Source organism: Sphingomonas sp. IBVSS2 (assembly GCF_002127225.1).
Lineage (GTDB): Bacteria > Pseudomonadota > Alphaproteobacteria > Sphingomonadales > Sphingomonadaceae > Sphingomonas.
Genome location: NZ_NFUR01000001.1, coordinates 738,024 through 761,977, shown reverse-complemented (window position 1 = coordinate 761,977; position 23,954 = coordinate 738,024). Strand labels below are relative to the sequence as shown.

At 69.1% G+C, this 23,954-nt stretch carries 25 protein-coding genes; 7 read left to right on the top strand and 18 right to left on the bottom strand.

Annotation, left to right across the window (positions count from 1 at the left end):
- Positions 1-24: 24 nt before the first annotated feature.
- The gene (locus CAP40_RS03685; RefSeq protein ID WP_086127970.1) at positions 25-801 is read left to right on the top strand and encodes a crotonase/enoyl-CoA hydratase family protein; all 777 of its coding nucleotides are present in this window, start codon (positions 25-27) and stop codon (positions 799-801) included.
- Here the strand turns inward: CAP40_RS03685 and CAP40_RS03680 are convergent.
- Entirely contained in the window at positions 791-1,159 is a 369-nt protein-coding gene (locus CAP40_RS03680) for a DUF427 domain-containing protein (protein WP_086127969.1), read from the bottom strand. The genes CAP40_RS03685 and CAP40_RS03680 overlap by 11 nt on opposite strands.
- Before the next feature lie 97 nt (positions 1,160-1,256).
- Between CAP40_RS03680 and CAP40_RS03675 the strand changes: the two genes are divergently transcribed.
- Positions 1,257-2,450: an acetyl-CoA C-acyltransferase gene (locus CAP40_RS03675; protein WP_086127968.1), complete on the top strand. Its 1,194-nt coding sequence runs from the start codon at positions 1,257-1,259 to the stop codon at positions 2,448-2,450.
- Between the two features lie 311 nt (positions 2,451-2,761).
- On the opposite strand, the gene CAP40_RS03670 is transcribed toward CAP40_RS03675, so the two are convergent.
- From CAP40_RS03670 to rarD, 6 genes are all read right to left on the bottom strand, one after another.
- Positions 2,762-3,298, bottom strand: coding sequence for an SRPBCC family protein (locus CAP40_RS03670; RefSeq protein WP_218822104.1), 537 nt, complete (start codon positions 3,296-3,298; stop codon positions 2,762-2,764).
- Positions 3,291-3,737, bottom strand: a complete 447-nt coding sequence (locus CAP40_RS03665) for an SRPBCC domain-containing protein (protein ID WP_086127967.1) — start codon at positions 3,735-3,737, stop codon at positions 3,291-3,293. Before CAP40_RS03665 ends, CAP40_RS03670 begins: the two co-directional genes overlap by 8 nt.
- The gene (locus CAP40_RS03660; protein ID WP_086127966.1) at positions 3,734-4,129 is read right to left on the bottom strand and encodes a VOC family protein; all 396 of its coding nucleotides are present in this window, start codon (positions 4,127-4,129) and stop codon (positions 3,734-3,736) included. Before CAP40_RS03660 ends, CAP40_RS03665 begins: the two co-directional genes overlap by 4 nt.
- A complete protein-coding gene (locus CAP40_RS03655) occupies positions 4,126-4,497 on the bottom strand; it encodes a DUF1428 domain-containing protein (RefSeq protein WP_086127965.1) in 372 nt (123 codons plus the stop codon). The genes CAP40_RS03660 and CAP40_RS03655 overlap by 4 nt, the downstream gene beginning before the upstream one ends.
- Positions 4,494-4,829, bottom strand: a complete 336-nt coding sequence (locus CAP40_RS03650) for a helix-turn-helix transcriptional regulator (RefSeq protein ID WP_086127964.1) — start codon at positions 4,827-4,829, stop codon at positions 4,494-4,496. Before CAP40_RS03650 ends, CAP40_RS03655 begins: the two co-directional genes overlap by 4 nt.
- 147 nt (positions 4,830-4,976) lie before the next feature.
- Complete coding sequence (rarD, locus tag CAP40_RS03645) at positions 4,977-5,885, bottom strand: EamA family transporter RarD (protein ID WP_086127963.1); 909 nt, start codon at positions 5,883-5,885, stop codon at positions 4,977-4,979.
- A gap of 115 nt (positions 5,886-6,000) precedes the next feature.
- Here rarD and CAP40_RS03640 point away from each other — a divergent pair, with 115 nt between their 5' ends.
- On the top strand, positions 6,001-6,939 hold the full coding sequence (locus CAP40_RS03640) for a hypothetical protein (RefSeq protein WP_086127962.1): 939 nt from the start codon (positions 6,001-6,003) through the stop codon (positions 6,937-6,939).
- A gap of 6 nt (positions 6,940-6,945) precedes the next feature.
- Here CAP40_RS03640 and CAP40_RS03635 read toward each other — a convergent pair whose 3' ends face one another.
- The 9 genes from CAP40_RS03635 to CAP40_RS03595 all read right to left on the bottom strand — a co-directional run bounded on the left by CAP40_RS03635 (position 6,946) and on the right by CAP40_RS03595 (position 15,709).
- Positions 6,946-7,245, bottom strand: coding sequence for a YciI-like protein (locus CAP40_RS03635; RefSeq protein ID WP_086127961.1), 300 nt, complete (start codon positions 7,243-7,245; stop codon positions 6,946-6,948).
- Between the two features lies 1 nt (position 7,246).
- Positions 7,247-8,071: a protein phosphatase 2C domain-containing protein gene (locus CAP40_RS03630; protein WP_086127960.1), complete on the bottom strand. Its 825-nt coding sequence runs from the start codon at positions 8,069-8,071 to the stop codon at positions 7,247-7,249.
- 10 nt (positions 8,072-8,081) lie between these two features.
- On the bottom strand, positions 8,082-8,582 hold the full coding sequence (locus CAP40_RS03625) for a GNAT family N-acetyltransferase (protein ID WP_218822103.1): 501 nt from the start codon (positions 8,580-8,582) through the stop codon (positions 8,082-8,084).
- Positions 8,583-8,591: 9 nt separating this feature from the next.
- Positions 8,592-9,164, bottom strand: coding sequence for an MAPEG family protein (locus tag CAP40_RS03620; protein WP_086127958.1), 573 nt, complete (start codon positions 9,162-9,164; stop codon positions 8,592-8,594).
- A gap of 2 nt (positions 9,165-9,166) precedes the next feature.
- Positions 9,167-10,462 carry a dihydrolipoamide acetyltransferase family protein gene (locus CAP40_RS03615; protein ID WP_086127957.1) on the bottom strand — a complete coding sequence of 432 codons (1,296 nt, stop codon included), beginning with the start codon at positions 10,460-10,462 and terminating at the stop codon, positions 9,167-9,169.
- A 6-nt stretch (positions 10,463-10,468) separates the two neighbouring features.
- Entirely contained in the window at positions 10,469-11,473 is a 1,005-nt protein-coding gene (locus tag CAP40_RS03610; RefSeq protein ID WP_086128440.1) for an alpha-ketoacid dehydrogenase subunit beta, read from the bottom strand.
- A 35-nt stretch (positions 11,474-11,508) separates the two neighbouring features.
- Positions 11,509-12,780, bottom strand: a complete 1,272-nt coding sequence (locus CAP40_RS03605) for a 3-methyl-2-oxobutanoate dehydrogenase (2-methylpropanoyl-transferring) subunit alpha (RefSeq protein WP_086127956.1) — start codon at positions 12,778-12,780, stop codon at positions 11,509-11,511.
- A gap of 155 nt (positions 12,781-12,935) precedes the next feature.
- The gene (locus tag CAP40_RS03600) at positions 12,936-13,547 is read right to left on the bottom strand and encodes a hypothetical protein (RefSeq protein WP_218822102.1); all 612 of its coding nucleotides are present in this window, start codon (positions 13,545-13,547) and stop codon (positions 12,936-12,938) included.
- Between the two features lie 23 nt (positions 13,548-13,570).
- Positions 13,571-15,709 carry a M3 family metallopeptidase gene (locus CAP40_RS03595; RefSeq protein ID WP_256924003.1) on the bottom strand — a complete coding sequence of 713 codons (2,139 nt, stop codon included), beginning with the start codon at positions 15,707-15,709 and terminating at the stop codon, positions 13,571-13,573.
- A gap of 124 nt (positions 15,710-15,833) precedes the next feature.
- On the opposite strand from CAP40_RS03595, the gene CAP40_RS03590 reads away from it, so the two are divergent.
- From CAP40_RS03590 to CAP40_RS03575, 4 genes are all read left to right on the top strand, one after another.
- Complete coding sequence (locus CAP40_RS03590) at positions 15,834-16,583, top strand: ImuA family protein (protein WP_086127954.1); 750 nt, start codon at positions 15,834-15,836, stop codon at positions 16,581-16,583.
- A 241-nt stretch (positions 16,584-16,824) separates the two neighbouring features.
- Complete coding sequence (locus tag CAP40_RS03585; RefSeq protein ID WP_256924036.1) at positions 16,825-18,333, top strand: DNA polymerase Y family protein; 1,509 nt, start codon at positions 16,825-16,827, stop codon at positions 18,331-18,333.
- Positions 18,330-21,659 carry an error-prone DNA polymerase gene (locus tag CAP40_RS03580; protein WP_086127952.1) on the top strand — a complete coding sequence of 1,110 codons (3,330 nt, stop codon included), beginning with the start codon at positions 18,330-18,332 and terminating at the stop codon, positions 21,657-21,659. The genes CAP40_RS03585 and CAP40_RS03580 overlap by 4 nt, the downstream gene beginning before the upstream one ends.
- Positions 21,659-22,198 (top strand): 2'-5' RNA ligase family protein, encoded by a 540-nt coding sequence (locus CAP40_RS03575; protein ID WP_086127951.1) that lies wholly within the window; start codon positions 21,659-21,661, stop codon positions 22,196-22,198. Before CAP40_RS03580 ends, CAP40_RS03575 begins: the two co-directional genes overlap by 1 nt.
- Here CAP40_RS03575 and CAP40_RS03570 read toward each other — a convergent pair.
- A complete protein-coding gene (locus CAP40_RS03570) occupies positions 22,195-22,767 on the bottom strand; it encodes a methylated-DNA--[protein]-cysteine S-methyltransferase (RefSeq protein ID WP_086127950.1) in 573 nt (190 codons plus the stop codon). The genes CAP40_RS03575 and CAP40_RS03570 overlap by 4 nt on opposite strands.
- Positions 22,768-22,869: 102 nt before the next feature.
- The gene (locus CAP40_RS03565) at positions 22,870-23,874 is read right to left on the bottom strand and encodes a fumarylacetoacetate hydrolase family protein (RefSeq protein ID WP_086127949.1); all 1,005 of its coding nucleotides are present in this window, start codon (positions 23,872-23,874) and stop codon (positions 22,870-22,872) included.
- Positions 23,875-23,954 lie beyond the last annotated feature (80 nt).

Below are 23,954 nucleotides of genomic sequence, written 5' to 3'. Positions count from 1 at the left end.
TTCGCAAGACAAAGGAGAGCAGGCATGGAAGAGCGGGTCAGGATCGAGATAGAGGACGGCATCGCCGATGTGCGGCTGGCCCGGCCCGACAAGCTCAATGCGCTCGATCCGGCGATGTTCGCGGCGATCATCGCGGCGATCGCCCGGCTGGAGGGCGAGGCCGGCATCCGCGCCGTGGTGCTCTCGGGCGAGGGGCGCGGCTTCTGCGCGGGCCTCGATATGGCCAGCATGGCGGCGGGGGGATCGGGGATCGATCTTGCCCGGCGCAGCCATGGCCTGGCCAATGATTTCCAGCAGGTCGCCTGGGGCTGGCGCGCCTTGCCGATGCCGGTGATCGCCGCGGTGCATGGCGTCGCTTTCGGCGGCGGTCTCCAGATCGCCAGCGGCGCGGACGTGCGGATCGCCGCACCGGGCACGCGGCTTTCGGTGATGGAAATGAAATGGGGCATCGTGCCCGACATGGCCGGCTATGCGCTCTGGCGCGGCAACGTCCGCGACGACGTGCTGCGCGAGCTTGCCTATACCGCCCGCGAGCTCGACGCGGCCGAAGCAGTGGCGCTCGGCTTCGTCACGCGCATCGCCGAGGATCCGCATGCCGAAGCGATGGCGCTCGCCCGGGCCATTGCCGGGCGCAACCCCCATGCCGTCCGCGCCGCCAAGCGGCTCGCCAATCTCGAGGCCGGCGCCGCCGAGACCCTGCTTGCCGAAAGCCGGGAGCAGGCCGCGCTGCTGCGCACGCCCAACCAGATCGAGGCAGTGATGGCCAATATGCAGAAGCGCCCGCCGGCGTTCAGCGATTGACTTCGATCGCCTCCACCCGGTCCGGATAAAAGGCCAGATGATCGCGGATTTCGGCGACCGCCGCATAGGGCGCCTCATAGCTCCACACCGCATTTTCGGCCCCGCCGCGGATCGAGAAATAGGCGGCCTCGCCCTTGTACGGGCAATAGCTCGCATGGTCGGTCCGCTGGAGCGAGGCCATATCGGCATCCGCGCGCGGGATGTAGAAGACCGGCGGATAACTCGCCTCGCGCAGTTCGAGCGCGCGGCGCGTCTCGGCGATCACCTGGCCGGCGGCGCGCACCACCACATGCGCATCCGACCGGGTGACCGTGATGGGGTGGTCGGGTCCCGGAATCCGTATCGGCCTGCTCGCCATGGCGCACCTCCGTCGGCGGATATGGGACGGTGCACAGCCATTGCAATCGCGCCGACGCACGGCCATACCGCATCTTCGAAAACAGGAGGGTGCCGCAATGCGTGAAGCTGTGATCGTCTCGACCGCGCGAACGGGAATCGGCAAGGCGGGGCGGGGCTATTTCAACGACACCGAGGCACCGGTGCTCGCCGCCCATGTGATGAACGCGGCGGTGGCGCGCGCCGGCATCGATCCGGCGCGGATCGACGACGTCTTCTACGGCATGGGCAACCAATGGGGAACGCAGGGCGCCAACATGGCGCGGATGGCGCTGTTCGCCGCCGGGCTGCCGCACAGCGTGCCTGCCTTCAGCCTCGACCGCAAATGCGGATCGGGCCTCACCGCCATTGCCCTGGCCGCACGCTCGATCATGACCGACGAGATCGACGTCGCGCTGGCCGGCGGCATGGAATCGATCAGCCTGACGATGCGCGACGCGCCGCGCTATCCGAACAAGTCCGTCACCGACCGGGTGCCCGCCGCCTATATCCCGATGATCGAGACCGCCGAGATCGTCGCGGAGCGCTACGGGATCAGCCGCGAGGCCCAGGACGCCTTCGCCGCCGCCAGCCAGCAGCGCGCGGCCGCCGGCCTTGCAAGCGGCGCCTTTGCCGAGGAGATCGCGCCGATCACCGTGGCGAAGGCGCTCTTCGACAAGGAAGGCAACCGCACCGGCAGCGAGACCGTCACCGTTACCCAGGACGAAGGCATCCGTGCCGGTACCACCGCCGAAGTGCTCGCCACGCTGAAGCCGGTCTGGAAGGACGGCCAGTTCGTCGCGCAGGGGCGGCACGTCACCGCCGGCAATGCCAGCCAGCTCTCAGACGGCGCCGCCGCCCAGATCCTGATGGATCGCCAGACCGCCAAGGCCGAGGGCAAGGAGATCCTCGGCATCTATCGCGGCTTCCAGGTCGCCGGCTGCGAGCCCGACGAGATGGGGATCGGCCCCGTTTTCGCGGTGCCCAAGCTGCTCAAGCGGGCCGGCCTCAGGGTCGAGGATATCGGCTTGTGGGAGATCAACGAGGCATTCGCCAGCCAATGCCTCTATTGCCGCGACACGCTGGGGATCGACCCCGACCGGCTCAACGTCAATGGCGGCGCCATCGCGATCGGCCATCCGTTCGGGATGAGCGGATCGCGCCTCGTCGGCCATGCGCTGATCGAAGGGCGCAAGCGCGGCGTGCGCCATGTCGTCGTCTCGATGTGCACGGCCGGGGGCATGGGCGCGGCGGGATTGTTCGAAATCCCCTGAACCACGTATCCGGAAAGAGCCGAAGAGGTCCCGAAAGTCGCCCCCCAGGCGTTGAGACTAATTTCGCATCGGGAAATCTTCCGCGCCGGGCAATTCCCACTCAGGGGAAAGCGGCCTGAGCTGGTGGAGGGGGCCAGCCGCGAGCGACATCGCCTGCGGCGCCCCCTCTCCACCACCGGCTTCGCCGATGTGCGGCTGGAATTGCCCCGGCAACTCCGGCCCGGTGCGGGGCACGGGGCGCCCTGCTCGTCCCCTTCTCCCTTCGGGAGAAGGTGCGGACGACACCCCGCATGGTCGAATGCCGATACGCCCTAGAGCCCCACTGCTTCCCCCGCCCGCTGCTCCGCCTCGGCATGCAGGTCCCAGAAACTGGCGACATGTTCGCCCGCCAGGCGCTTCTGCAGCACCGCGAGATGCGCGGTCCAGCCACCACCGAAGCTGCGCGCATCCTCGGGCCCGCGCAGGCGGTTGTGCGTGAGGACGAGGCGCGTGCGATCGGAAGCGAAGGCGAACAGCTCGATCGTCACTTCCCCCGCGTCGCCATTGTCCCAGGTGAAGGCGAGCAAATGCGGCGGCTCGATCTTCAGGATGGTCTCCGACCAGGCCTTGCCCTCATATTCGGCGTAGCGCTCGGGGTTGGGCACCGCGTCGTCGGACAAGTCCTGATGGTTGAAGGTCAGGCCGAGCTTGCCGCCCACCTGCGGCTCGGTGGGTCCGCCCATGAACCAGCGGGCGCGCAGCTCCGGATCGACCAGATATTGCCACACCGTCTCGACCGGCGCGGCCAGGTCGCGCTCGAAGCGGAGCATCTGCGGGGTGATCGTGTCGGCAGTCAGCGTGTCAGCCATTTTCCGTCTCCGTGATACGGCCCAGGCTTTCGAGGATCATCGTCCAGCCCTTGCGGGTCTGTTCCTCATAGCTTGCCCAGGCAGGGTCCATTTCATGGGTGAGCGTCAATGCGCAGCCCGTCGGCGTGGGCGCGATGTCGATCGTGACGCGCGTCCATTCCCCCTCTTCCGCCGGGTCGGCCGAGAAGAGGAAGACCAGGCGGCGCGGACGGTCGATCGCCTCGAACCGGAGGCGGTGATGGGCATCGCCCCCGGCCCGCCGCTCGACGATAAGCCCCCGGCCACCGACGCGCGCATCGATCTCGCAGCTGCGCATCTCGCCCTCGGGCGTGGCGAACAGGAAGCGCGCCGCCTGGGCTGGATCGAGCCAGGCGTCGAACACGCGCTCCGGGCTCGCCGCAAAGGCCCGGGCGATGGTGAGGATCACAGGCGCGCTCATGCGAGATTGACCTGCCAGGAGATGCCATAGCGGTCGTTCGCCCAGCCGAAGCGGCTGCTCCAGCCATAATCGTCGGGCGGCATCAGCACGCCGCCCCCCTCCGACAGCGCCGCGAACAGCCGGTCGAACGCCGCGCGATCGTCCACATCGAGGAAGAAGGACCAGGACGGCGTGAAATCGAAGCCATGGGTGATGAAGCTGTCATGGACCATCACCTTCTGCCCGGCGATCACTGCACGGGCGCGCAGGATCGTGCCTTCGGGCCCAGGACCATCGGGGCCGAAACGCTCGACCGATTCGATGCGGCTGCCGGGCACCGTCTCGACATAGAAATCGAGCGCCGCCTGGCCCTTGCCGCCCTGGAACATCAGAAAGGGCGTCGCCTGGGTCATGCCTTGCCTCCATGTTCGTCGACGATGGTGACGAACCCGCCATAGATCATGCGCTTGGGATCGAGGATGTCGGCATCGGCCGGATCGGGCTTGAGCCTCGGATCGGCGGCAATGGCTTCGTTGCCGCGATCGCGCGCCGCCTTCGACGGCCATTCCACCCAGGAGAAGACGACCGTCTCGCCCTCCCGCAGCGCCACCGCGCGCCTCAGGTCGGTGTGCTCGCCATCGGGCACATCCTCTCCCCAGTTCTCGACCACGCGCAACGCGCCATGCTCGGCGAAGATTTTCGCGACGCTTGCCGCCATCGCGCGGTACCGCTCCCGGTTGCCGCCCGGCACGGCGAGCACATATCCATCGATGTAGCTCATTCGGGCTTTTCCCGCTGGTCGGCGGCGATGATCGCTTCGAGCGCGTCGAGGCGGATGGTCCAGAACTTCTCCCATTGCCTCAGCCACTTCTGGGCCTCGGCGAGCGGATCGGGCTTCAAGGCACACATATAGCTGCGTCCCACCTTGCGGCGGGCGACCAGGCCCGCTCCCTCGAGCACCCGCACATGCTTGGCCGCCCCGGCAAAGGTCATCGCGAAGGGCTCGGCCAGCTCGCCGATCGATTTCTCGCCCAGCGAGAGATGCGCGAGCATGCCGCGCCGCGTCGGATCGGCAAGGGCGTGGAAGGTGGCGTCGAGTCTATATTCAACCATGTGGTTGAATATGTCGCCCCCCACTGGAATAGTCAACCGATCGGTTCAATGTTTTCGCGGACAGCCGGCTTCCGGCTGCGGCGTGGGGTCTGGCGGAACCGGTCATGCGCCGGCTCCACCAGGAGGATCCTGCATCCGAAACAATATCTAGGCGTCGCCGGACAGAGGGGCGCGGGCGGCGCGGAGGCTGTCCCAGGCATAGAGCGCGCAACCCGCCCAGATCAGCGCGAAGGTGATCAGGTGGACGGTGCGGAGCGGCTCGCCCAGCGCGATCGCGACGAAGAACTGGATGGTGGGTGCGATATATTGGAGCAGCCCCAGCCGCGAGAGCGGCATCAGCCGGGCGGCGGCGGCGAACATCAGCAGCGGCGTCGCGGTGATCACGCCCGCGGCGAGGAGCAGCGCGTTCTGCCCGGCCGACACGCCGAAGCCGCTCGTCCCCTGCCCCGCGGTGTAGACCAGCCATGCGGCGGCGAAGGGGACCAGCAGGATCGTCTCGACGGTGAGCCCGCCCAGCGAATCGATCGCCACCACCTTGCGGACCAGCCCGTACAGGCCGAAGCTGAAGGCGAGCGCGAGCGAGATCAGGATCGCCCCGCCGCCGTCGAGCGCCATCACCAGCACGCCCGCGCCGGCCACCGCGATCGCCGCGCCCTGCCAGCGCCGCAGCCGCTCGCCGAGCACGAGCATGCCGAGCGCGACATTGACCAGCGGATTGATGAAATAGCCCAGGCTCGCCTCGAGCACATGGCCGGTCTCGACCGACCAGATATAGACGAACCAGTTGATCGCGATCAGGGTGGCGCTGGCGCAGAGCAGCACCAGGGTGCGCCCGCGCGCCGCGCGCCATATCGCCCCCGCCCGGCCGAGCGCGAAGACCAGCACGCCGAGGAACAGCACCGACCAGACGATGCGGTGCGCCAGGATCTGCAGCGCCGGCACGCTGGCCAGGATGTGGAAATAGAGCGGCAGGAAGCCCCAGATGCCATAGGCGCCGATGGCGAGGGCGAGGCCCTTGTGCCCGGATGCGCGTCCGGTAGCGGTGGTGCTGGTCATGCGGGCTCCTTGCGCGGGCAGGCGCCGCGGCGCAAGCAAGGCCGGCTTGGGACCGCCAAAGCGATTGCACGGAAACGCTTCCCCGCTAGGCTGTCGCCGGGAACTGGGGGAAATCATGTCGGACAATTGGGATGAGGAAGGCCCGCACGGCCATCCGCTGATCGCGACCCTGGCCGGGGGCGCGGTGCTGGTGCTCGCGGCGTTGCTGGGGCCGCGCTTCGGCTCGCCGCTGCCGTTGCCGGCGCTGCTGATCGGCGGCGCCGCGGCGGGGCTGGTGCTGTGGCTGATCGGCTTTCTGGCGACGACGCGCCACGCGAATGCGGGATGGAAGCTCGGTTCGCTGGCCTTGCTGATCGGCGCCGGTGCCGGCGCGGCGGCAATCGCGCACGGCCAGTTCCAGACCCAGTCGCGCGCCGATGCGAGCAGCTTCGCCGAGATCGAGCTGGCAGCGGACGGCACCCCGCTCCTGCCGGCCGGCGCGGCCGCGCGCGGGCCGGTCTCGGGCCTCTATGCCGAATCGCTGCAGGCCGATGTCGCCGCGCGGCGCGCCTTTGCCGATGCCCTGGACAAATTCGGTGCCGGCGCGCTCAACAGCCCCTATCTGCTCCAGCAGAACCCGCATGCGATCGGCAATTGCAAGGCGATCGAGCCGATCCGCGCACTTGCCGGCGAGCAGAGCCTGGCGCGCATCGCACGGCGCAAGGCGCTGGCCGAGGCGATCGGGAGCGCGAGCCTGCCCAGGGCGGCCAAGCTGGGCATTGCCAGGATCGCGGGCGACGCGGCGGCGGACCCGCTGCTCGCCAATCAACAGGCGATGCTCGACGCCACGGCCGAGCTCTGCGCGCTCCTTGCCCGCAGGAGCTGGTACAATGCCAATGGCTATTTCGGCTTCCGCAGCGGCGCCGATGCAGCGGCCTTCGCCGCACTGGGCACCCGGCGCCAGGCAGTGGCCGAGCAGGCCGGCGCGATCGACCGGGATGCCCGCGCGCGCATCACCGCCGGCCGCGACGAGGTGCGCGACGCGCTCAGCCGCTCGATCTACGCCAGGGAATAGCGGCGTTCAGGCGGCGGGCCGCACCGGGTTCGCCGCCGCCTGGCCGACCACCGTGTTCCAGGGCAGCACGTCCCAGTCCGTCACCAGACCGTTCGCGACATAGGGATCGGCCTGGGCGAAGGCCCGCGCGGCTGCCTCGCTGGAAAAGAGCAGCAAGGCGCTCTCGGGCGGATCGCCGACCGCGCCGCCCAGGATCAGCGCGCCCGTATCGGCGCTTTCCCAGGCCAGGGCCAGATGCGCGTCGCGGAAGCCGGCGCGGCGTTCGAGATAATCGGATGCGATGACGTAGCGCAGGATCCAGTGCATCTCAGCCTCCGATGCGGAGCCACAGGGCAGTGGCGTCGTCCGATGCCTTGAACCGCGGGAAGCGGGTGCAGGCGGCATCTGCGCGCTCGATCGCGCGCAGCTCCTCCGCGATGGCGGCGAGGCCACGTGCGCGGATCGCCTCCACCAGCGCGGTATCGTCATAGGCGGCATAGCTGTCGATCAGCGCGGCATAGCCGTCGCTCATCAGGAAGACCTCGTCCCCGGGCGCGCAGGCGATGCCGGCGGTATCGACCTGCGCCATGTGCTCGGGATCCACACTGAGCACGCGCATGCCGGTCCGCCCGCGCGTCGCGCGCAGATTGGCGAGGATCGGTGCGGAGTGCTTGGGGCTGCCCAGGCCATGCTCGGCCAGGCTGGCGGCACGCTCCGCCTCGGAATTGCGGATTTCCTTTTCCGGGCCGAGCCGCACGACCCGGCCGCCCGAGCGGAGAAAGCCGACGCAATCGCCCAGCCAGCCGATCTCGAGCCCTTCGCCGCCCAGCCGGACGGCGAGCGCCGAGGCGAGGGGATATTCCCAGCGATCCTCGGGGTCGCGGGTGCGATCGCGCTCCCAGGCGGCGAGGATGTGCGCGGCGACATCGGCATAGAGCGTGCCGATGGTCGTGGCGCCGGAACCGGTGAACGCCGCCTGCGCCACGCTCGCCAGCCAGGCCGCGCCGCCCTGCGCGCCGACCAGCCCCGGCGGGCCGAGATCGGTGGCGCCGTCGATCACCCAGGCATGGGCGTGCGCGAAGCCCGCACGGTCGTCATTGGGAACGGAGGCATCGCCGGCTAGGCTGATCGACTGGAGGTGATCGAAGTGCATGGCCCCGGTTCTACACCGGCTTTGTGACGCTCCGCACCATGTAACGCGCATGCGGGCCATAGCTGGAAAGCTTGGCTCGCAGGGCCGGGCTGTCCAGCGGCGCGAAACCCTGCGCCTGCCAGAAGGCGGCGGATTCGTTCACCGACACGAGCGCGATCGGCGCGTCGACCCTGCCGAACAACAGGTCGAGCCCCGTCCGGGCATTGCCGCCGCCCCGCGCCTCGGGAAGCAACGCCAGGTCGTGAAGATACCAGCTGTCCCGCGTCCCGGGCAGTGCCCCCAGCAGCGTGTCGAGCGGCGGGATCGCCTCCAGCGGCCAGGGATAGGCGATCAGATAGCCCGCCACTCGCCCCTCGCCCGCCAGTACGAAACAGGTGTCGGGCGCGAGCGCAAGCCGCTCGACGAAACAGGCGCGGCCTTCGGGATGGTCGGGAAAGGCGACACGGGCCACCGCGACGACGCCGTCGAGATCCTCTGCCGTCATCGGCCGCCATTGAAGCGAGTCTTGCATCGCCGCATCCTAGCGGCGGAGCACCCGGAAGAGCCAGAGCTCGATCAGCGCGAAGGGGCCGAGCAGCGCCGCCACCCCGGCCCAGCCGGCCAACTCGAACCCGAACCGGCCGACGCCCCACAGCAGCACGACCATGCCGAGGAACATCGAATAGACGCCGAGCCCGCGCCACAGCGGATGGATGTGATAGCCGATCCACCATGCCCAGCGCCCGAGCGTCCACAGGATCGCGGTGGCGGCGACGAGGCGCAGGTCAGGCTCGTAATGCGCGAGCAGGAACAGGCCGGGCAACAGCACCGCCAGCTGCTCGAGCGTGTTCTGGATATAGCGCTGGTTGACGATCAGCCGCGGCGAATCGGCGCCGGCCAGCGGATCGATCGAGCGATGGAAGAGCCGCTCGTGCGCGACCGCCTCGATGCCGGGCACGAGCGCAAGCAGCACCACCGCGCCCGAGCATTGGAGCGCGAACAGCATCGGCTGGGCCGCGATCGGCGGCAGGCCGTGGCGCAGCGCCAACCATAGACCGATCGCGACGGGGAGCGAGGCGGCGACGGCACCGGCGATGGTGGCCCGCCCCGCCACGCTCAATCCGCGAAGAGCAGGACGGGGGTTTCGAGCAGCTTCCGCACCGCCTGGACGAAGCTCGCCGCATCCCAGCCATCGACGACGCGGTGGTCGCACGAGATCGACAGGTTCATCAGCTTGGCGCGAACGATCTCGTCGCCCTGGAAGATGGGGCGCTCGACGATCTTGTTCGGGCCGATGATCGCGACTTCGGGGCGGTTGATCACCGGGGTGGTGGCGATGCCGCCGAGCGGGCCGAGCGACGTGACGGTGAGGGTGGAGCCCGACAGCTCCTCCGACTTGGCCTTGCCGGTGCGCGCGGCCTCGGCCAGGCGGCTGATCTCGGCGGCGAGCTGCCAGACATTCTTGTCCTGCGCGTCGCGGATCACCGGCACCATCAGCCCGGCATCGGTCTGCGCCGCCATGCCCAGATGGACGCGGCCATGCCGGGTGACCACGCCGGCCTCGTCGTCATAGCGCGCGTTGATCATCGGGAAGTCGGGCAGCGCCCGGCAGATCGCGACGATCAGGAACGGCAGCATGGTCAGCTTCGGGCGGTTGCCGCGATTGTCGTTGAGATCGCCGCGCATCGCCTCGAGCGCAGTGACGTCGATCTCGTCGACATAAGTGAAATGCGGAATGGCGCGCTTCGACGCGGCCATGTTCTCGGCGATGCGGCGGCGCATGCCGATGACCTTGACGGGCAAGTCCTCGCGGGCGCGGCTGGCATGCGGAGCGTGATAGCCCTGGGCGCTGCCATAGCGGAGATAGGCGTCGAGATCGGCATGGCGGACATGGTTGCCGTCCGCCTTCACCACGGCGAGGTCGATGCCGAGATCCTTGGCCCGGGCGCGCACCGCGGGGCTGGCGAGGACCTTCTCTTCCCCCCTTCCGCTTGCGGGAGGGGTCGGGGGAGGGGATGTTTCTTCAACCGCGGCGGGTGCGACAGGCCCTCCCCCAGCCCCTCCCGCAAGCGGAAGGGGAGCGGGTTCGGCCTGCGGCGCTGCCACCTCCTCAACCCCCGGCGTCGCCGCCTCGGCCTGCTTTTCCACCGGAGTCTCGCCGGCATCCTCGCCCTCGACTTCGATCACCATCAGCGCCGAGCCGATCGCGACCTGGTCGCCGACTTCGCCGGCCAGCTCGACCACCACTCCGGTGACGGGCGATTCCATCTCGACGGTGGCCTTGTCGGTCATCATGTCGGCGACCTGCTGGTCCTCCGACACCTTGTCGCCGATCTTGACGTGCCAGGCGACGATCTCGGCCTCGGCAATGCCTTCGCCGATGTCCGGCAGACGAAACGTGAAGCGTGCCATGGCGGATCAGTCCTTCAGGATCTTCTTGAGGGCGGTGCCGATGCGGACCGGGCCGGGGAAATAGGCCCATTCCAGGCTGTGCGGATAGGGCGTGTCGAAGCCGGTGACGCGTTCGATCGGCGCTTCGAGATGGTAGAAGCAGCGCTCCTGCACCTGGGCCGAAAGCTCGGCGCCGAAGCCCGAGGTGCGCGTCGCTTCATGGACGATCAGGCAGCGGCCGGTCTTCTTCACCGACTCCTCGATCGTCTCGATGTCGAGCGGGACGAGCGTGCGCAGATCGACGATCTCGGCGTCCACGCCCAGCTCCTCGACCGTGTTGGCGACGACATGAACCATCGTGCCGTAGCAGAGGATCGTCACTGCCTCGCCAGGGCGAACGACCGCGGCCTTGCCCAGCTCGACGCGGTAATGGCCCTCGGGCACCCGGGCGCCGGGATGATCGGCCCAGGTCTTGGCCGGGCGATCATAATGGCCGTGGAACGGGCCGTTATAGATGCGCTTGGGCTCGAGGAAGAGGACGGGATCATTGTCCTCGATCGCCGCGATCAGCAGCCCCTTGGCGTCGTACGGCGTCGAGGGGATCACCGTCTTCATGCCCGAGACGTGGGTGAAGATGCCCTCGGGGCTCTGCGAATGGGTCTGCCCGCCGAAGATGCCGCCGCCATAGGGCGAGCGGATGGTGATCGGCGCGGTGAAGTCCGCCGCCGAGCGATAGCGCAGGCGGGCGGCTTCGGAGACGAGCTGGTCGAGCGCCGGATAGATATAGTCGGCGAACTGGATCTCGGGGACCGGGCGCAGGCCATAGGCGCCCATGCCGATCGCCACGCCCATGATGCCGATCTCGGTGATCGGCGTGTCGAACGCGCGCGCCTTGCCATATTTGGCCTGAAGCCCGGCAGTCGCGCGGAAGACGCCGCCGAAATAGCCGACATCCTCGCCCATCACGATCACGTTCGGATCGCGCGCCATCATCACGTCCATGGCGGAATTGATCGCCTGGATCATGTTCATCTGCACGGTGGTGCCCTCGGCGTCGATAATGTCGCTCACAGGCCGGCCGCCTTCTGCTCGTCCAGCATCTGCTGCTGCTGTTCCTTCAGGTGCCAGGGGATGGTCTCGAACACGCCCTCGAACATCGATTCGAAGGGCTGGTGCATGCCGTGGCCGAGGATGCCGTTCTTCTCGGCTTCCTTCTGCGACGCCTTGACCAGCTCGGCGAGCTCGAGGTCCTGCGCGGCGTGGCGCTCCTCGTCCCATTCGCCGAGCTTGATCAGATGCTCCTTGAGGCGACGGATCGGGTCGCCGAGCGGCCAGGCATTGGGCTCGCCGGCCGAGCGATAGGCGGTGGGGTCGTCCGAGGTCGAATGGCCTTCGGCGCGATAGGTGAAATGCTCGATCAGCGTCGGGCCCTGGTTGGTCCGCGCGCGCTCCGCCGCCCATTCGGTGGCTGCATACACTGCCAGCGCATCATTGCCGTCGACGCGAAGGCCCGCAATGCCATAGCCGATCGCCCGCGCTGCGAAGGTGGTCGCCTCGGCGCCGGCGAAGCCCGAGAAGCTCGAGATCGCCCATTGGTTGTTGACGACGTTGAAGATGACCGGCGCCTTGTAGACGGTGGCGAAGGTCAGCGCCGAGTGGAAGTCGCCCTCGGCCGTCGAGCCCTCGCCGCACCAGGTGGCGGAGATGCGCGTGTCGCCCTTGGCCGCGCTCGCCATCGCCCAACCGACCGCCTGGGGATATTGCGTGGCGAGATTGCCCGAGATCGAGAAGAACCCGAATTCCTTCGAGCTGTACATGATCGGCAGCTGGCGCCCTTCCAGCGGATCGGCCTTGTTCGAATAGATCTGGTTCATCATCGTCACGATCGGATAGCCGCGCGTGATGAGGATCCCCTGCTGGCGATAGGAGGGGAAGCACATGTCGTCGCCGGCCAGCGCCATCGCCGCGCCGATCGAGACGGCCTCCTCGCCGGTGGACTTCATGTAGAAGCTGGTCTTGCCCTGGCGCTGGGCACGGAACATGCGCTCGTCGAACGCGCGGGTGAGCGCCATCGAACGGAGCATGCGGCGCTTGGCATCGGCATCGAGCCGCGGGTCCCAGGGGCCGACCGCATTGCCTTCGTCATCGAGGACGCGGACCAGGCCGTAGGCCAGCTCATGGAAGCTGTCGGCACGGTCGGCGGTGTCGGGACGGCGGGTGACGCCGGCCGCCGGCACCACGATGTCGCTGAAGTCTGCCTCGTCCCCCGGCCGGAATCGCGGCTCGGGCACGTGCAGCGCAAGCGGGGGCAAATTGGCGCGATCGCGCTCGCTCGACATGGGCTCTCCGGACATAGGCTCCCGTCGCCAAACGCGCGGGAATCACGTTTCGCGCCATTGTTATAAAATTTCAAAGCCCGGCGCAAGTAGGTCAGGGGTGCTGACCTGAAACGCCGCCCGAAATGCTGGGAATTCGGGACGAGAATCCAGACGGATCAGTCGCTGCGGCGCTTGCGTCGCAGGAGGCCGGCGGCGCGCTGCGTGGCATCGACCAGCGCCCGAATCGGCCCGTCGAGGCTGCAATCATGCCGGGTGACGACGTGATGGCCCGCACCATCGAGCAGCTCGAAGACGAACTGGGTGCCGTCCAGGCAGATCACCATGTCGGCGCGCGGCACATCGCCGGCAAACTCCTGCCCGTCGCGATTGCTCGGCAGCCGCTCGGCAAGGCGGGCATCGGCGAGCGCATCCGCCACGCGCACGAAGCGATCGCCGGCCAGCGCCTCGATCCGCCGTTCGGCGATCGGCCCCGGGCCATAGCCGCCGCGCCCGTCGGTGCGCGTGTAGCGCACCACGTGCCGGCCGTCGGTACGCTCATCGACGCCGATCACATAGGGCTCGAGGAAGCTGGGCAGCACCAGCATGCGGAAGCGGATGCGATAGCCGTCCAGCGCATGCGGCGCCCCAAGCACCGGCTCTTCCATCGCGGCGAGATGTCGGCCGAACCAGCTCTCGTAGAAGCCGCCCTCCTCCCCGGCGAAGTCCGGCGGGAGATAGTGCGGGACAGGCGCGTCCTGCGCCCGGGCGATTCCGGGCGCGAGGAGCATCAGGGCTGCGGCGAGCCCGGCCTTCACGCCACCGGGAACCCACGCCGCCTGAACAGCGCCGACACGTCCGGATCCCTGCCCCGAAACGCGCGATAGGCAATTTTGCGGTCGGTCTCGTTGCCGGTGGAGAGCAAAGTCGCGCGGAAGCGGTCCGCCGTCGCCTTGTCCCAGACATTGCCGGTTTCCTGGAACGCCGCCCAGGTGTCGGCGTCCATCGTCTCCGACCAGAGATAGGAATAATAGCCGGCCGAATAGGCGTCGGACGAGAAGAGGTGGCCGAACTGCGGCATGCGGTGGCGCAGCACGATCTCCTTCGGCATGCCGAGCGCGCCCAGTGCCTCCTTCTCGAACGCGGCGATGTCCGTTACCGGCACCTCGCGATCGTGCAGCTGCATGTCGAGGATCGCGCAGGCGAGATATTCCACCGTATCGAAGCCCTGGTTGAAGGTGGACGACTTCTCGATCTTGTCGACCAGCGCCTGCGGCATCGGCGCGCCGGTCTTGTAGTGCTTCGCATATTTGTCGAGCACGTCGCGGGTGAGCAGCCAGTTCTCGTTCACCTGGCTGGGATATTCGACGAAGTCGCGCGGGGTACCGGCCAGCCCCGGATAGGTGACGTTCTGCAGCAGGCTGTGGATCGCATGGCCGAACTCGTGGAACAGCGTCGTCGCATCGTCGAGGCTGATCAGCGTCGGCTCGCCGGCGCCGCCCTTGACGAAATTATTGTTGTTCGAAGCCAGCGTGTTGCGCACGCCGCCGAACTTCTGCTGGCCGCGATAGCGCGTCGCCCAGGCGCCGGAGCGCTTGCCCGACCGGGCATAACCGTCGAAATAGAAAATCCCGATGTTCTTGCCGGTGCGCGTGTCGGTCACTTCGAAGGTGCGCACCGCGGGATCGAACACCGGCACGTCCTTCACTTCCCGGAAGCCGAGATCGTAGAGCCGGCCGGCAGCGTAGAAGGCGCCCTGGAGGATGTTGCCGAGTTCGAGATACGGCTTCACCTCGCTCTCATCCAGGTCGTACTTCGCCTTGCGGACCTTTTCGGCATAGAAGCGATAGTCCCAGGGCTCGATGGTGATCTTCGCCCCTTCCCTGTCGGCCAGCGCCTGCATGTCGGCGACTTCCTGCGTGACGCGAGCGCGAGCGGCGGGCCATACCGCCATCATCAGCTTCATCGCATTGGCCGGGGTTTCGGCCATGGTGTCGTCCATGCGGTAATAGGCGTGGTTCCGGAAGCCGAGCAGCTTCGCCCGCTGCTGGCGGAGCCTGAGAATCTCGGCGATGCCCGCCTTGTTGTCGTTCGCATTGCCGTTGTCGCCGCGCGAGACGAAGGCACGCCACACTTTCTCGCGCAGTCCCCGGTCGGTCGAATAGGTCAGGAAGGGCGCGACCGAGGAACGCGTGTTGACCACCGCCCATTTGCCGGCCAGCCCGCGATCGGCGGCGGCGCTGGCGAGCGAGGCCTTGAAGCTGTCCGGCAGGCCGGCGAGCTGGGCTTCGGAATCGAGGACGATCCAGGTCTCCTCGTCCGCCAGCAGGCGGCGGCTGAAATCGGAAAAGGCCGAGGCGAGCGCCTGGTTGAGCCGGCTGACCTCGGCGCGATCGGCATCGGAGAGGGCGGCGCCGCGGCGGACGAAGCCGCGATAGCTGCGCTCGAGCAGGCGCAGCTGCTGCGCATCGAGCTTCTGGCCGGCGCGCGTGTCGTACGCGCCCTTCACTCGGGCGAAGAGCAAAGGATCGAGGAACAGCTCGTCATTCGCCCTGGCGAGCTTGGGGCTCCATTCGCGATCGATCGCCTGGACCTGCTTGTCGGCCAGGTTGCTCTCATAGACGCCCCAGGCCGATTCGACGCGGTCCATGGTGTCGCCCGCCTTCTGCATCGGCTCGATCACGCTGTGGAAGGTCGAGGCGGTCCGCGCGTCGCGGATCGCATGGATCTCCCGGCGCTGCTCGGCGATCGCCGCTTCGAAGGCGGCCGGGAACATCTCCACCTTGAACTTGTCCCAGGGGGGCACGCCGCCATAGCCGCCCGGCCAGGGCTCGAGCAAAGGCGCGGCGTCCACGGTGTCGGCGGCTTCTGCCATCAGGCTCCCCATGAAAGGCGTTGCGAGCAAGGCGCTGGTGCCGAGAAGCGCCTGGCGGCGGCTGAGGTTGCGGATCAAGTTCCGAAGGCTCCCTGAAAGCGATGAATGGCGCCGAGCTTAGGGACGTGCCGCGGAATGGCAATTGACTCGTCGGCAATAAGGAACAGAATAGGAACATTCTGTTCTCCGAGTCGTGCGCCCTATGGCCGATCCTGCCGTCCTGAAGCAATTGCGCGAGACGCTGCGCGGTCTCGAGACCGGTGGATTCCGCCGGCGGCCTTCGCTGCCCTTCGGCATCGAGGCGATCGATTCGCGCCTCGCCGATGGCGGCTTCAGGCTCGACGCCCTGCACGAAGTGGCGGCGGGCACGAGCGACATGGCCGATGATTGCGCGGCCACCCTGTTCCTCGCCGGACTCGCGGCGCGCGCCTGGGGGCCGGTGCTCTGGGTGGTGCGGCGGCGCGACCTGTTCGCGCCCGGGCTCGCCCAGTCGGGGCTCGATCCCAAGCGCCTGATCTATGCCGAGGCGAAGGACGATGCCGAACTGCTGGCGATCATGGAGGAAGGGTTGCGCCATCGCGGACTGGGCGCGGTGATCGGCGAGGCCAGGCGCGCGGACATGACCGCGACGCGCCGGCTCCAGCTGGCGGCCGAGGGCGGGCGGACGATCGCGCTGCTGCTGAAGCGCGCCGCGCGCGAAGGCAGCGATCCGATCGGCATGCCTTCGGCGGCGGTGACGCGCTGGCGAGTGACGTCCGCCCCCTCGGCGCCGCTGCCAGTGGCGGGCGTCGGGCGGCCGCGCTGGCGGCTGGAACTGGCCCGGCAAAAGGGGGGCGAGAGTTTCGAGACGATAGTGGAGGCATGCGATGCAACGGGTCGCTGCGCTCTTCCTTCCCCTGTGGCCGATCGAAAGGCTGTGGCGGGCGGAACGGCGCGCCGGCGCGCGGCCTGACGCGCGCGCCTTCGCCGCCCCCCAGGCGCCGCTGCGCAAGCCGGCCCAGCATGAGGGCCATTGGCGGCCGGGCGCGAAATGGGCGCAGGCGGATGAACCAATTCCTCCCCGAGCCCGGCTCGGGGAGGGGGACCGCGCCGCGAAGCGGCGTGGTGGAGGGGCCGCCGGCGTCAGCCGGCGGGCTTCGCCCGCTGCCCCTCCGCCACGCGACTGCGTCGCGCGGTCCCCCTCCCCCAGCGAGCTGGGAGAGGAAGTATACGCCCCCCTCGTCACCTCCCTTCGCAACGGCAGCCGTATCGAGATCGCCGCCGCCTGCCCCGCCGCCCAGGCACTGGGGCTGAGGCCCGGCATGGCAGTCACCCAGGCACGTGCGCAGGTGCCGGGGCTCGATATCCGGCCGGCCGATCCGGAGGGCGATCTCGCATCGCTCAGGAGCCTGGCAATCCTTGCCGCGCGGCGCTGGTCGCCGGTGGTGGCGGTGTCCGGAACGGATGGGCTGATGCTCGACATCTCGGGCACCGCGCATCTGTTCGGCGGCGAGGAAGGCATGGCACGGCGCATCGTGACGCTGCTCGCGCGCGCCGGCTTCGCCGCCCGCATCGCCATCGCCGACACGCCGGGCGCCGCCTGGGCGCTGGCGCGGTTCCAGGGCAACTGCATCTGTCCACCCGGCGAGCAGGCCCGCGCGCTCGACGATCTCCCCACCCCGGCGCTGCGCGTCGACGCGGCGGCAGTGGAACTGCTCAGGCGCCTGGGCATCGACCGGATCGGCCAGCTCGCCGCCCTGCCCCGCGCCCCGCTCGTCCGCCGCTTCGGCGCCGCTACGGTGCTGCGGCTCGACCAGGCGCTGGGCCGCATCGCCGAACCGCTCGTCCCGGTGATCCCGCCCGAGGCGATCGCCGTCCGCCAGCGCTTCGCCGAGCCGATCGCCACTGCCGAGGCGATCGCGCATTGGCTGGGCGTGCTCACCCCGCGCCTCGCCGCCGCGCTCGAGGCCGAGGGGCTGGGCGTGCAGGCGCTCGAGTGCATCGCCGAACGCGTCGACGGCGTGCCGCAACGCATCCGCCTCGGCCTCGCCCGCCCCAGTCGCGACAGCGCCCATCTGCTCCGCCTGCTCAAGCGCCGGATCGAGGATGTCGAGCCGGGTTACGGCATCGATGCGATCACGCTCCATGTCCGCCGCGCCGGCATGCTCGGGCCCGAGCCGGTGGTCGAGCGGCTGGACGAGGAAGCTGCGCCCGACCTCGCCACGCTGGTGGACACGCTGGCGACCCGGATCGGCCCGGCGGCCCTGTGGCGGATGCGGCCGGTGGAGAGCGACGTGCCCGAGCGATCCCTGATCCGCGCGCCGGTGCTCGATCCGCCCGCCCGCGGCGCGATGCGCACGAAGCGCGACGATGTCCGCCAGCTCGATCGCAACCCGCCCTTGCCGCCCTGGCACCCGGGCTGGCCGCGCCCGGCGCGGCTGCTCGCGCGGCCCGAACGGCTCGATCACGTCATGGCCGAGCTGCCCGACCATGCCCCGCGCCGTTTCACCTGGCGCGGGCGCGCCCATCAGGTGATCCATGCCGACGGGCCCGAGCGCATCCAGGGCGAATGGTGGAAGCGCGATGCCGAACGGATGAGCGTGCGCGACTATTTCCGCGTCGAGGACGAGACGGGCCGCCGCTACTGGCTGTTCCGCTCGGGCGACGGCGAGCGCGCGGTGACCGGCGATCTCAGCTGGTATCTCCACGGAGTGTTCGGATGACCTATTCCGAACTCCAGGTCACCACGCATTTCTCGTTCCTGCGCGGCGCCTCCTCGCCCGAGGACCTGTTCCGCACGGGCGCGCTGCTCGGCCTGCCCGCACTCGGCATCGTCGATCGCAATTCGGTGGGCGGGGTGGTGCGGTCGCTGGTCGCGGCGGAGCAGATCAGCGATCTCGGCGTGCCGATCCGGATGATCGCCGGCTGCCGGCTCGACCTGACCGACGGCAGCTCGGTGCTGGTCTGGCCCGAAGACAGCGCCGCCTGGTCGCGGCTCACCCGGCTGCTCACCCTCGGCAAGTCGCGGGCGGACGCGCAGAAGGGCGAGAAGGGGCGATGCTTCCTCCATTGGGAGGACCTGGCCGAGGCAGCGCGGGGGATGGTCGGCGCGCTGGTGCCCGGCCTCGCCGATCGCGGCGACTCCCAGGCCCTTCAATGGATTGCCGACCTGTTCGGAGAGCGCGGCCATGTCTGCCTCACGCAGCATCGCCGCCCGGGCGACGCGATGCGGCTGCACGAACTGAACCTCGCCGCCCGCCGCTTCGGCCTCACGCCGCTCGCCACCGGCGACGTGCTCTACGACACGCCCGACCGGCGCATGCTGCAGGACGTGGTCACTGCGATCCGCGAGAAATGCACGATCGACGAACTCGGCTTCCGCCGCGAACGCAGCGCCGACCGGCACTTGAAGTCGCCCGCGGAAATGGCGCGCCGCTTCCGCGACTATCCGCAGGCGCTCGCCGCCTCCGAGGCGATCGCCGAGCGCTGCACCTTCACCCTGCGCGACCTCAGGCACCAATATCCCGAGGAAGAGGTCATCCATGGCCGCAGCGCGCAGGAGGCGCTCGCCGCGCTCGCCTGGAACGGGCTCAGGCAGAAATTCGCCGGCAAGCCCTCGCAGGCGCATCGGGACCTGCTCACCCATGAGCTCGGCCTGGTCGAGCAGATGGGCTACGCGCCCTATTTCCTCACGGTCAATTCGATCGTCCAGTTCGCGCTCAGCCAGCAGATCCTGTGCCAGGGCCGGGGAAGCGCCGCCAATTCGGTGATCTGCTTCGCGCTGGGCATCACCTCGATCGATCCGATCAAGCACCAGCTGCTGTTCGAGCGCTTCATCTCGACCGAGCGCAAGGAGCCGCCCGATATCGATGTCGATTTCGAGCATGAGCGGCGCGAGGAAGTGATCCAGTGGATCTACGACACCTATGGCCGCGATCATGCCGCGCTCACCGCGGTGGTGATCCGCTTCCGCTCGCGCAGCGCCTTGCGCGAAGTCGGCAAGGCGATGGGCCTGCCCGAGGACATGACCGCCGCGCTCTCCTCCCAGGTCTGGGGCTGGTCGAACGACGTCGACGACCGCCATGCCGATGCGCTCAACCTCGACCGCAGTGATCCGCGGCTGGCGCTGACCCTGGAGCTCGCGCGCCAGCTGGTCGACACGCCGCGCCACCTCTCCCAGCATCCCGGCGGCTTCGTGCTCACCCGCGACCGGCTGCACGACCTGATCCCGGTGGAGCCCGCCGCGATGATCGATCGCCACGTCGTCGAATGGGAAAAGCTCGACATCGAGGAACTGGGCTTCATGAAGGTCGACATTCTCGGCCTCGGCATGCTCGGCTGCATGCGCCGCGCCTTCGACCTGCTCGCCGCGCACAAGCGCATCCATCTCACCCTCGCCGCGCCGCTGATGCAGGGCGAGGACCCGCCGACCTTCGAGATGATCCGGCAGGCGGATACGCTGGGCGTGTTCCAGATCGAGAGCCGCGCGCAAATGTCGATGCTGCCGCGGATGAAGCCCGTGAATTTCTACGACATCGCGATCCAGGTCGCGATCGTCCGGCCCGGGCCGATCCAGGGCAACATGGTCCATCCCTATCTGAAGCGCCGGCAGAAGCCGGAACTGGTCACCTACCCCTCGCCCGAACTGGAAGACGTGCTGAAGAAGACGCTGGGCGTGCCGCTGTTCCAGGAACAGGCGATGCAGGTGGCGATCGTCGGCGCCGGCTTCACCGCCAGCGAGGCGGACCGGCTGCGCCGCGCGATGGCGACGTTCAAGTCGAGCGGCGATATCGGCGAGTTCGGCCCCAAGCTGATCGAAGGCATGCGCAGGAACGGGATCAGCGAGACCTTCGCCGCGCAGATGGTCGAGCAGATCAAGGGCTTCAGCAATTACGGCTTTCCCGAGAGCCACGCCGCCAGCTTCGCCAAGATCGCCTATGCCTCGAGCTGGATGAAATGCCATCATCCGGACGCATTCTGCACCGCGCTGCTCAACGCGCAGCCGATGGGCTTCTATGCGCCCGCCCAGCTGATCCGCGATGCGCGCACGCATGGGGTGGAAGCGCGCGCCGTCTGCATCAACGACAGCGACTGGGACACGCGAATGGTGCCCGAGGGGCCGAACCCGCGCGCGCGCGACCCCAAGTTCTGCGGCACCGACGCGGACTGGGCGGGCCTGCAGCCGATCCGGCTCGGCATGCGGATCGTGCAGGGGCTGTCCCAGGAAGACGCCGAGGCGATCCTGAAGGCCCGCACCAGGGGGCCCTTCGCGTCGATCGAGGATGCCTGGCGCCGTTCCCGCGTGAAACCCGCCGCGCTCGAACGGCTGGCGCGTGCCGATGCCTTCCAGGCGCTGGGCCTGGACCGGCGCCAGGCGCTCTGGGCGATCCGGGGGTTGGGACAGGCGCCGCTCGACCTGTTCGCCGCCGCCGATGCCCGCACCGATGCAAGCATGGCCGAGATCATCGAGCCACAGGTGGCGCTGTTGCCGCTCACCGCGGGGCGCGAAGTGGTGGAGGATTATCGCGCCACCCAGCTGTCGCTGCGCGCCCACCCCCTCTCCTTCCTGCGCGCGCGGCTGGCGGACCGGCGGATCGCGCGGTGCGCGGACCTACTGGACATGCAGGACGGGCAGCGCGTGGAAGTCGCCGGGCTGATCCTCGTCCGCCAGCGGCCGGGCAGCGCCAAGGGCGTGGTGTTCGTCACGCTGGAGGACGAGACCGGCATCGCCAATGCCGTGCTCTGGGCCGACCGGTTCGAAGCCAATCGCCGCACCGTGATGTCGGCGACGATGCTGGCGATCGCTGGCCGGGTACAGCGCGAGGGCATCGTCATCCATCTCGTCGCCGAACGGATCACCGACCTCACGCCATGGCTGCGCGAAGTCGGCGAGCTCGAGCTGCCGGACATGACGATGCCCGGCGACGGCGCAAGGCATGGCGGCGAGATCGATCCGCGCGACCGGCCGCACTCGGCCGGCAACTGGCCGCCGCGCCGCAGCCTCAAGGCGCCGGACCTGATCCCGGTGCGCTCGCGGGACTTCCACTGATGCCGATCCACGGACACCGCCTGTTCTACGCGCTGCGCCCGGCCCCGCTGGCCCGCAACCTGATCGGCGTGCAGCGCGACCAGCTCGGGCTGGCCGATGCCCTGGTTGGGAACGACCGGCTGCACATGACCCTCGCCATCACCGAGGATTTCGGCCACCGCCCCTATGCCGAGGCCAAGCAGCTGATCGCGATCGGCGAGCAGGTCGCGGCGGCGCCGGTGCCGGTCACGCTCGACCGTGTCTCGGCAGGCGGCGACTCGATCGCGTTGCGGCCCGCCCGCAAGATCGACACGCTCGCCGAGCTGGGCCGCCAGCTGCAGCGCGGCCTGGCCGCCGCCGCCCTGCTCCGCCGGGGCTGGGAGTTCCACCCGCACGTCACCTTGCTCTACCGCAAGGGCCGCCCCTTCACGCGGAGGATCGAGCCGATCGGCTGGGACGCGACCGATTTCGTGCTGATCCATTCGATCCTGGGCGCGCACCGGCATATCGAGCTGGGCCGCTGGCCGCTGATCGACCGGCAGGGATCGTTCGGCTTCTAGAAGCCCAGGCCCAGCTGCGGCATGTCCCGGGTGACGATGCCGTCCTGCACCTCGACGCCCTCGATGGCGAGCATGTGCGCCTTGGACAGCGATCCGCCGGGCGCGGAGAAGCCGCCGATGCGCCCGTTCGCGGCCGTCACGCGGTGGCAGGGAATGATCAACGGCACCGGGTTGCCCGCCATTGCCTGGCCGACGTCGCGCGCGAATTCCGGCCCCGCGTCGAGCGCCCTGGCGATCGCGCCATAAGTCGCCGTCTCGCCCCAGCCGAGCTGGCGCACATGGGCATAGACGCGGTCGAAAAACGGCTCCTGCCGCCCGAGGTCGACCGCCACGCCCGCAAAGTCGACGCGCTCCCCGGCGAAATAGCGCCGCGCATCGTCGATCACAGCCTGTACCTGGGGCGGCGGCGGCACCGCCTTCGCATCCGGCAGGCGGCGCAGCAGCGAACGCTCCGCCTCCCGCGCCGTGCCTGGGGGCAGCCGGAAGCTGCTGACGCCCTGCGCGTTCCAGCCGATGGCGGCGAAGCCGGCCACAGTCTCGAACACGGTATAGAAGCTCTCGACGGTCATGATGCTCCACCAGCCCGCGGCACCGCCGCACCCGGGCCGAAGATCGGGACGCCGGCCGGCATTCGCAAGCCGTGCCCCGCAGCTCCGGCCCGTCCGGGCATCCTATCCCCCCACGGTCTGCTCGATCACGCCGAAGATCGGGTGGTGCCGGTCGTCCTCGGCCCAGATGCGCACCGTGTCGCCGGCCTTGAGGAAGGGCGTGACCGGCGCGCCGCCGCGGATCGTCTCGATCGTGCGGATCTCGGCGATGCAGGAATAGCCGACGCCGCCCTCGCCCACCGGCGTGCCCGGCCCGCCATCCGCGCCGCGGTTCGAAACCGTGCCCGAGCCGATGATCGTACCGGCGCCGAGCCGGCGCGTCTTCGCGGCATGGGCGACCAGGGTGCCGAAGTCGAAGGTCATGTCCACCCCGGCCTCGGCCCGGCCGAAGGGCTTGCCGTTCACATCGACCATCAGCTTGCGGTGAAGCTTGCCGTCCTGCCACCAGTCGCCCAGCGAATCGGGCGTGGCGAAGACCGGCGAGAAGGCGCTGGCCGGCTTGGACTGGAAGAAGCCGAAACCCTTGGCGAGCTCGGCGGGGATCAGGTTGCGCAGCGAAACGTCGTTGGTGAGGCCGACCAGCCGGATCGCGGCCAGCGCCTCCTCGCGGCTCGCGCCCAGCGGCACGTCGCCGGTGACGACCACCACTTCGCCTTCCAGGTCGCAGCCCCAGGCTTCGTCGGCGAGCGGGATCGGGTCGCGCGGGCCGAGGAACCCGTCGCTGCCGCCCTGATACATCAGCGGATCGTGCCAGAAGCTCTCGGGCATCTCCGCCCCGCGCGCCTGCCGCACCAGCGCGACATGGTTCACATAGGCCGAGCCATCGGCCCATTGATAGGCGCGCGGCAGCGGCGCGGCGGCGAGCCGTTCGTGGAAGCGCTCGCGCGGAATCACTTCATGGTCGAGATCGGTGGCGAGGTTCCGCAGATCGGCCTCTACCCGGTCCCAATTGTCGAGCGCCGCCTGCAGCGTCGGCGCGATCATGTCGGCACTGGCGTACCAGGCCAGGTCGTTCGATACGACTACCAGCTTGCCGTCACGGCCGTTCTTCAGGCTTGCGAGCTTCATCAGTCTCTCCTTTGCTCCATCCATAGCCGCCCGCGCGGGCAAGTCGAGTTGACTCGGTCGGTTGACTCGCGCGCCAGCCC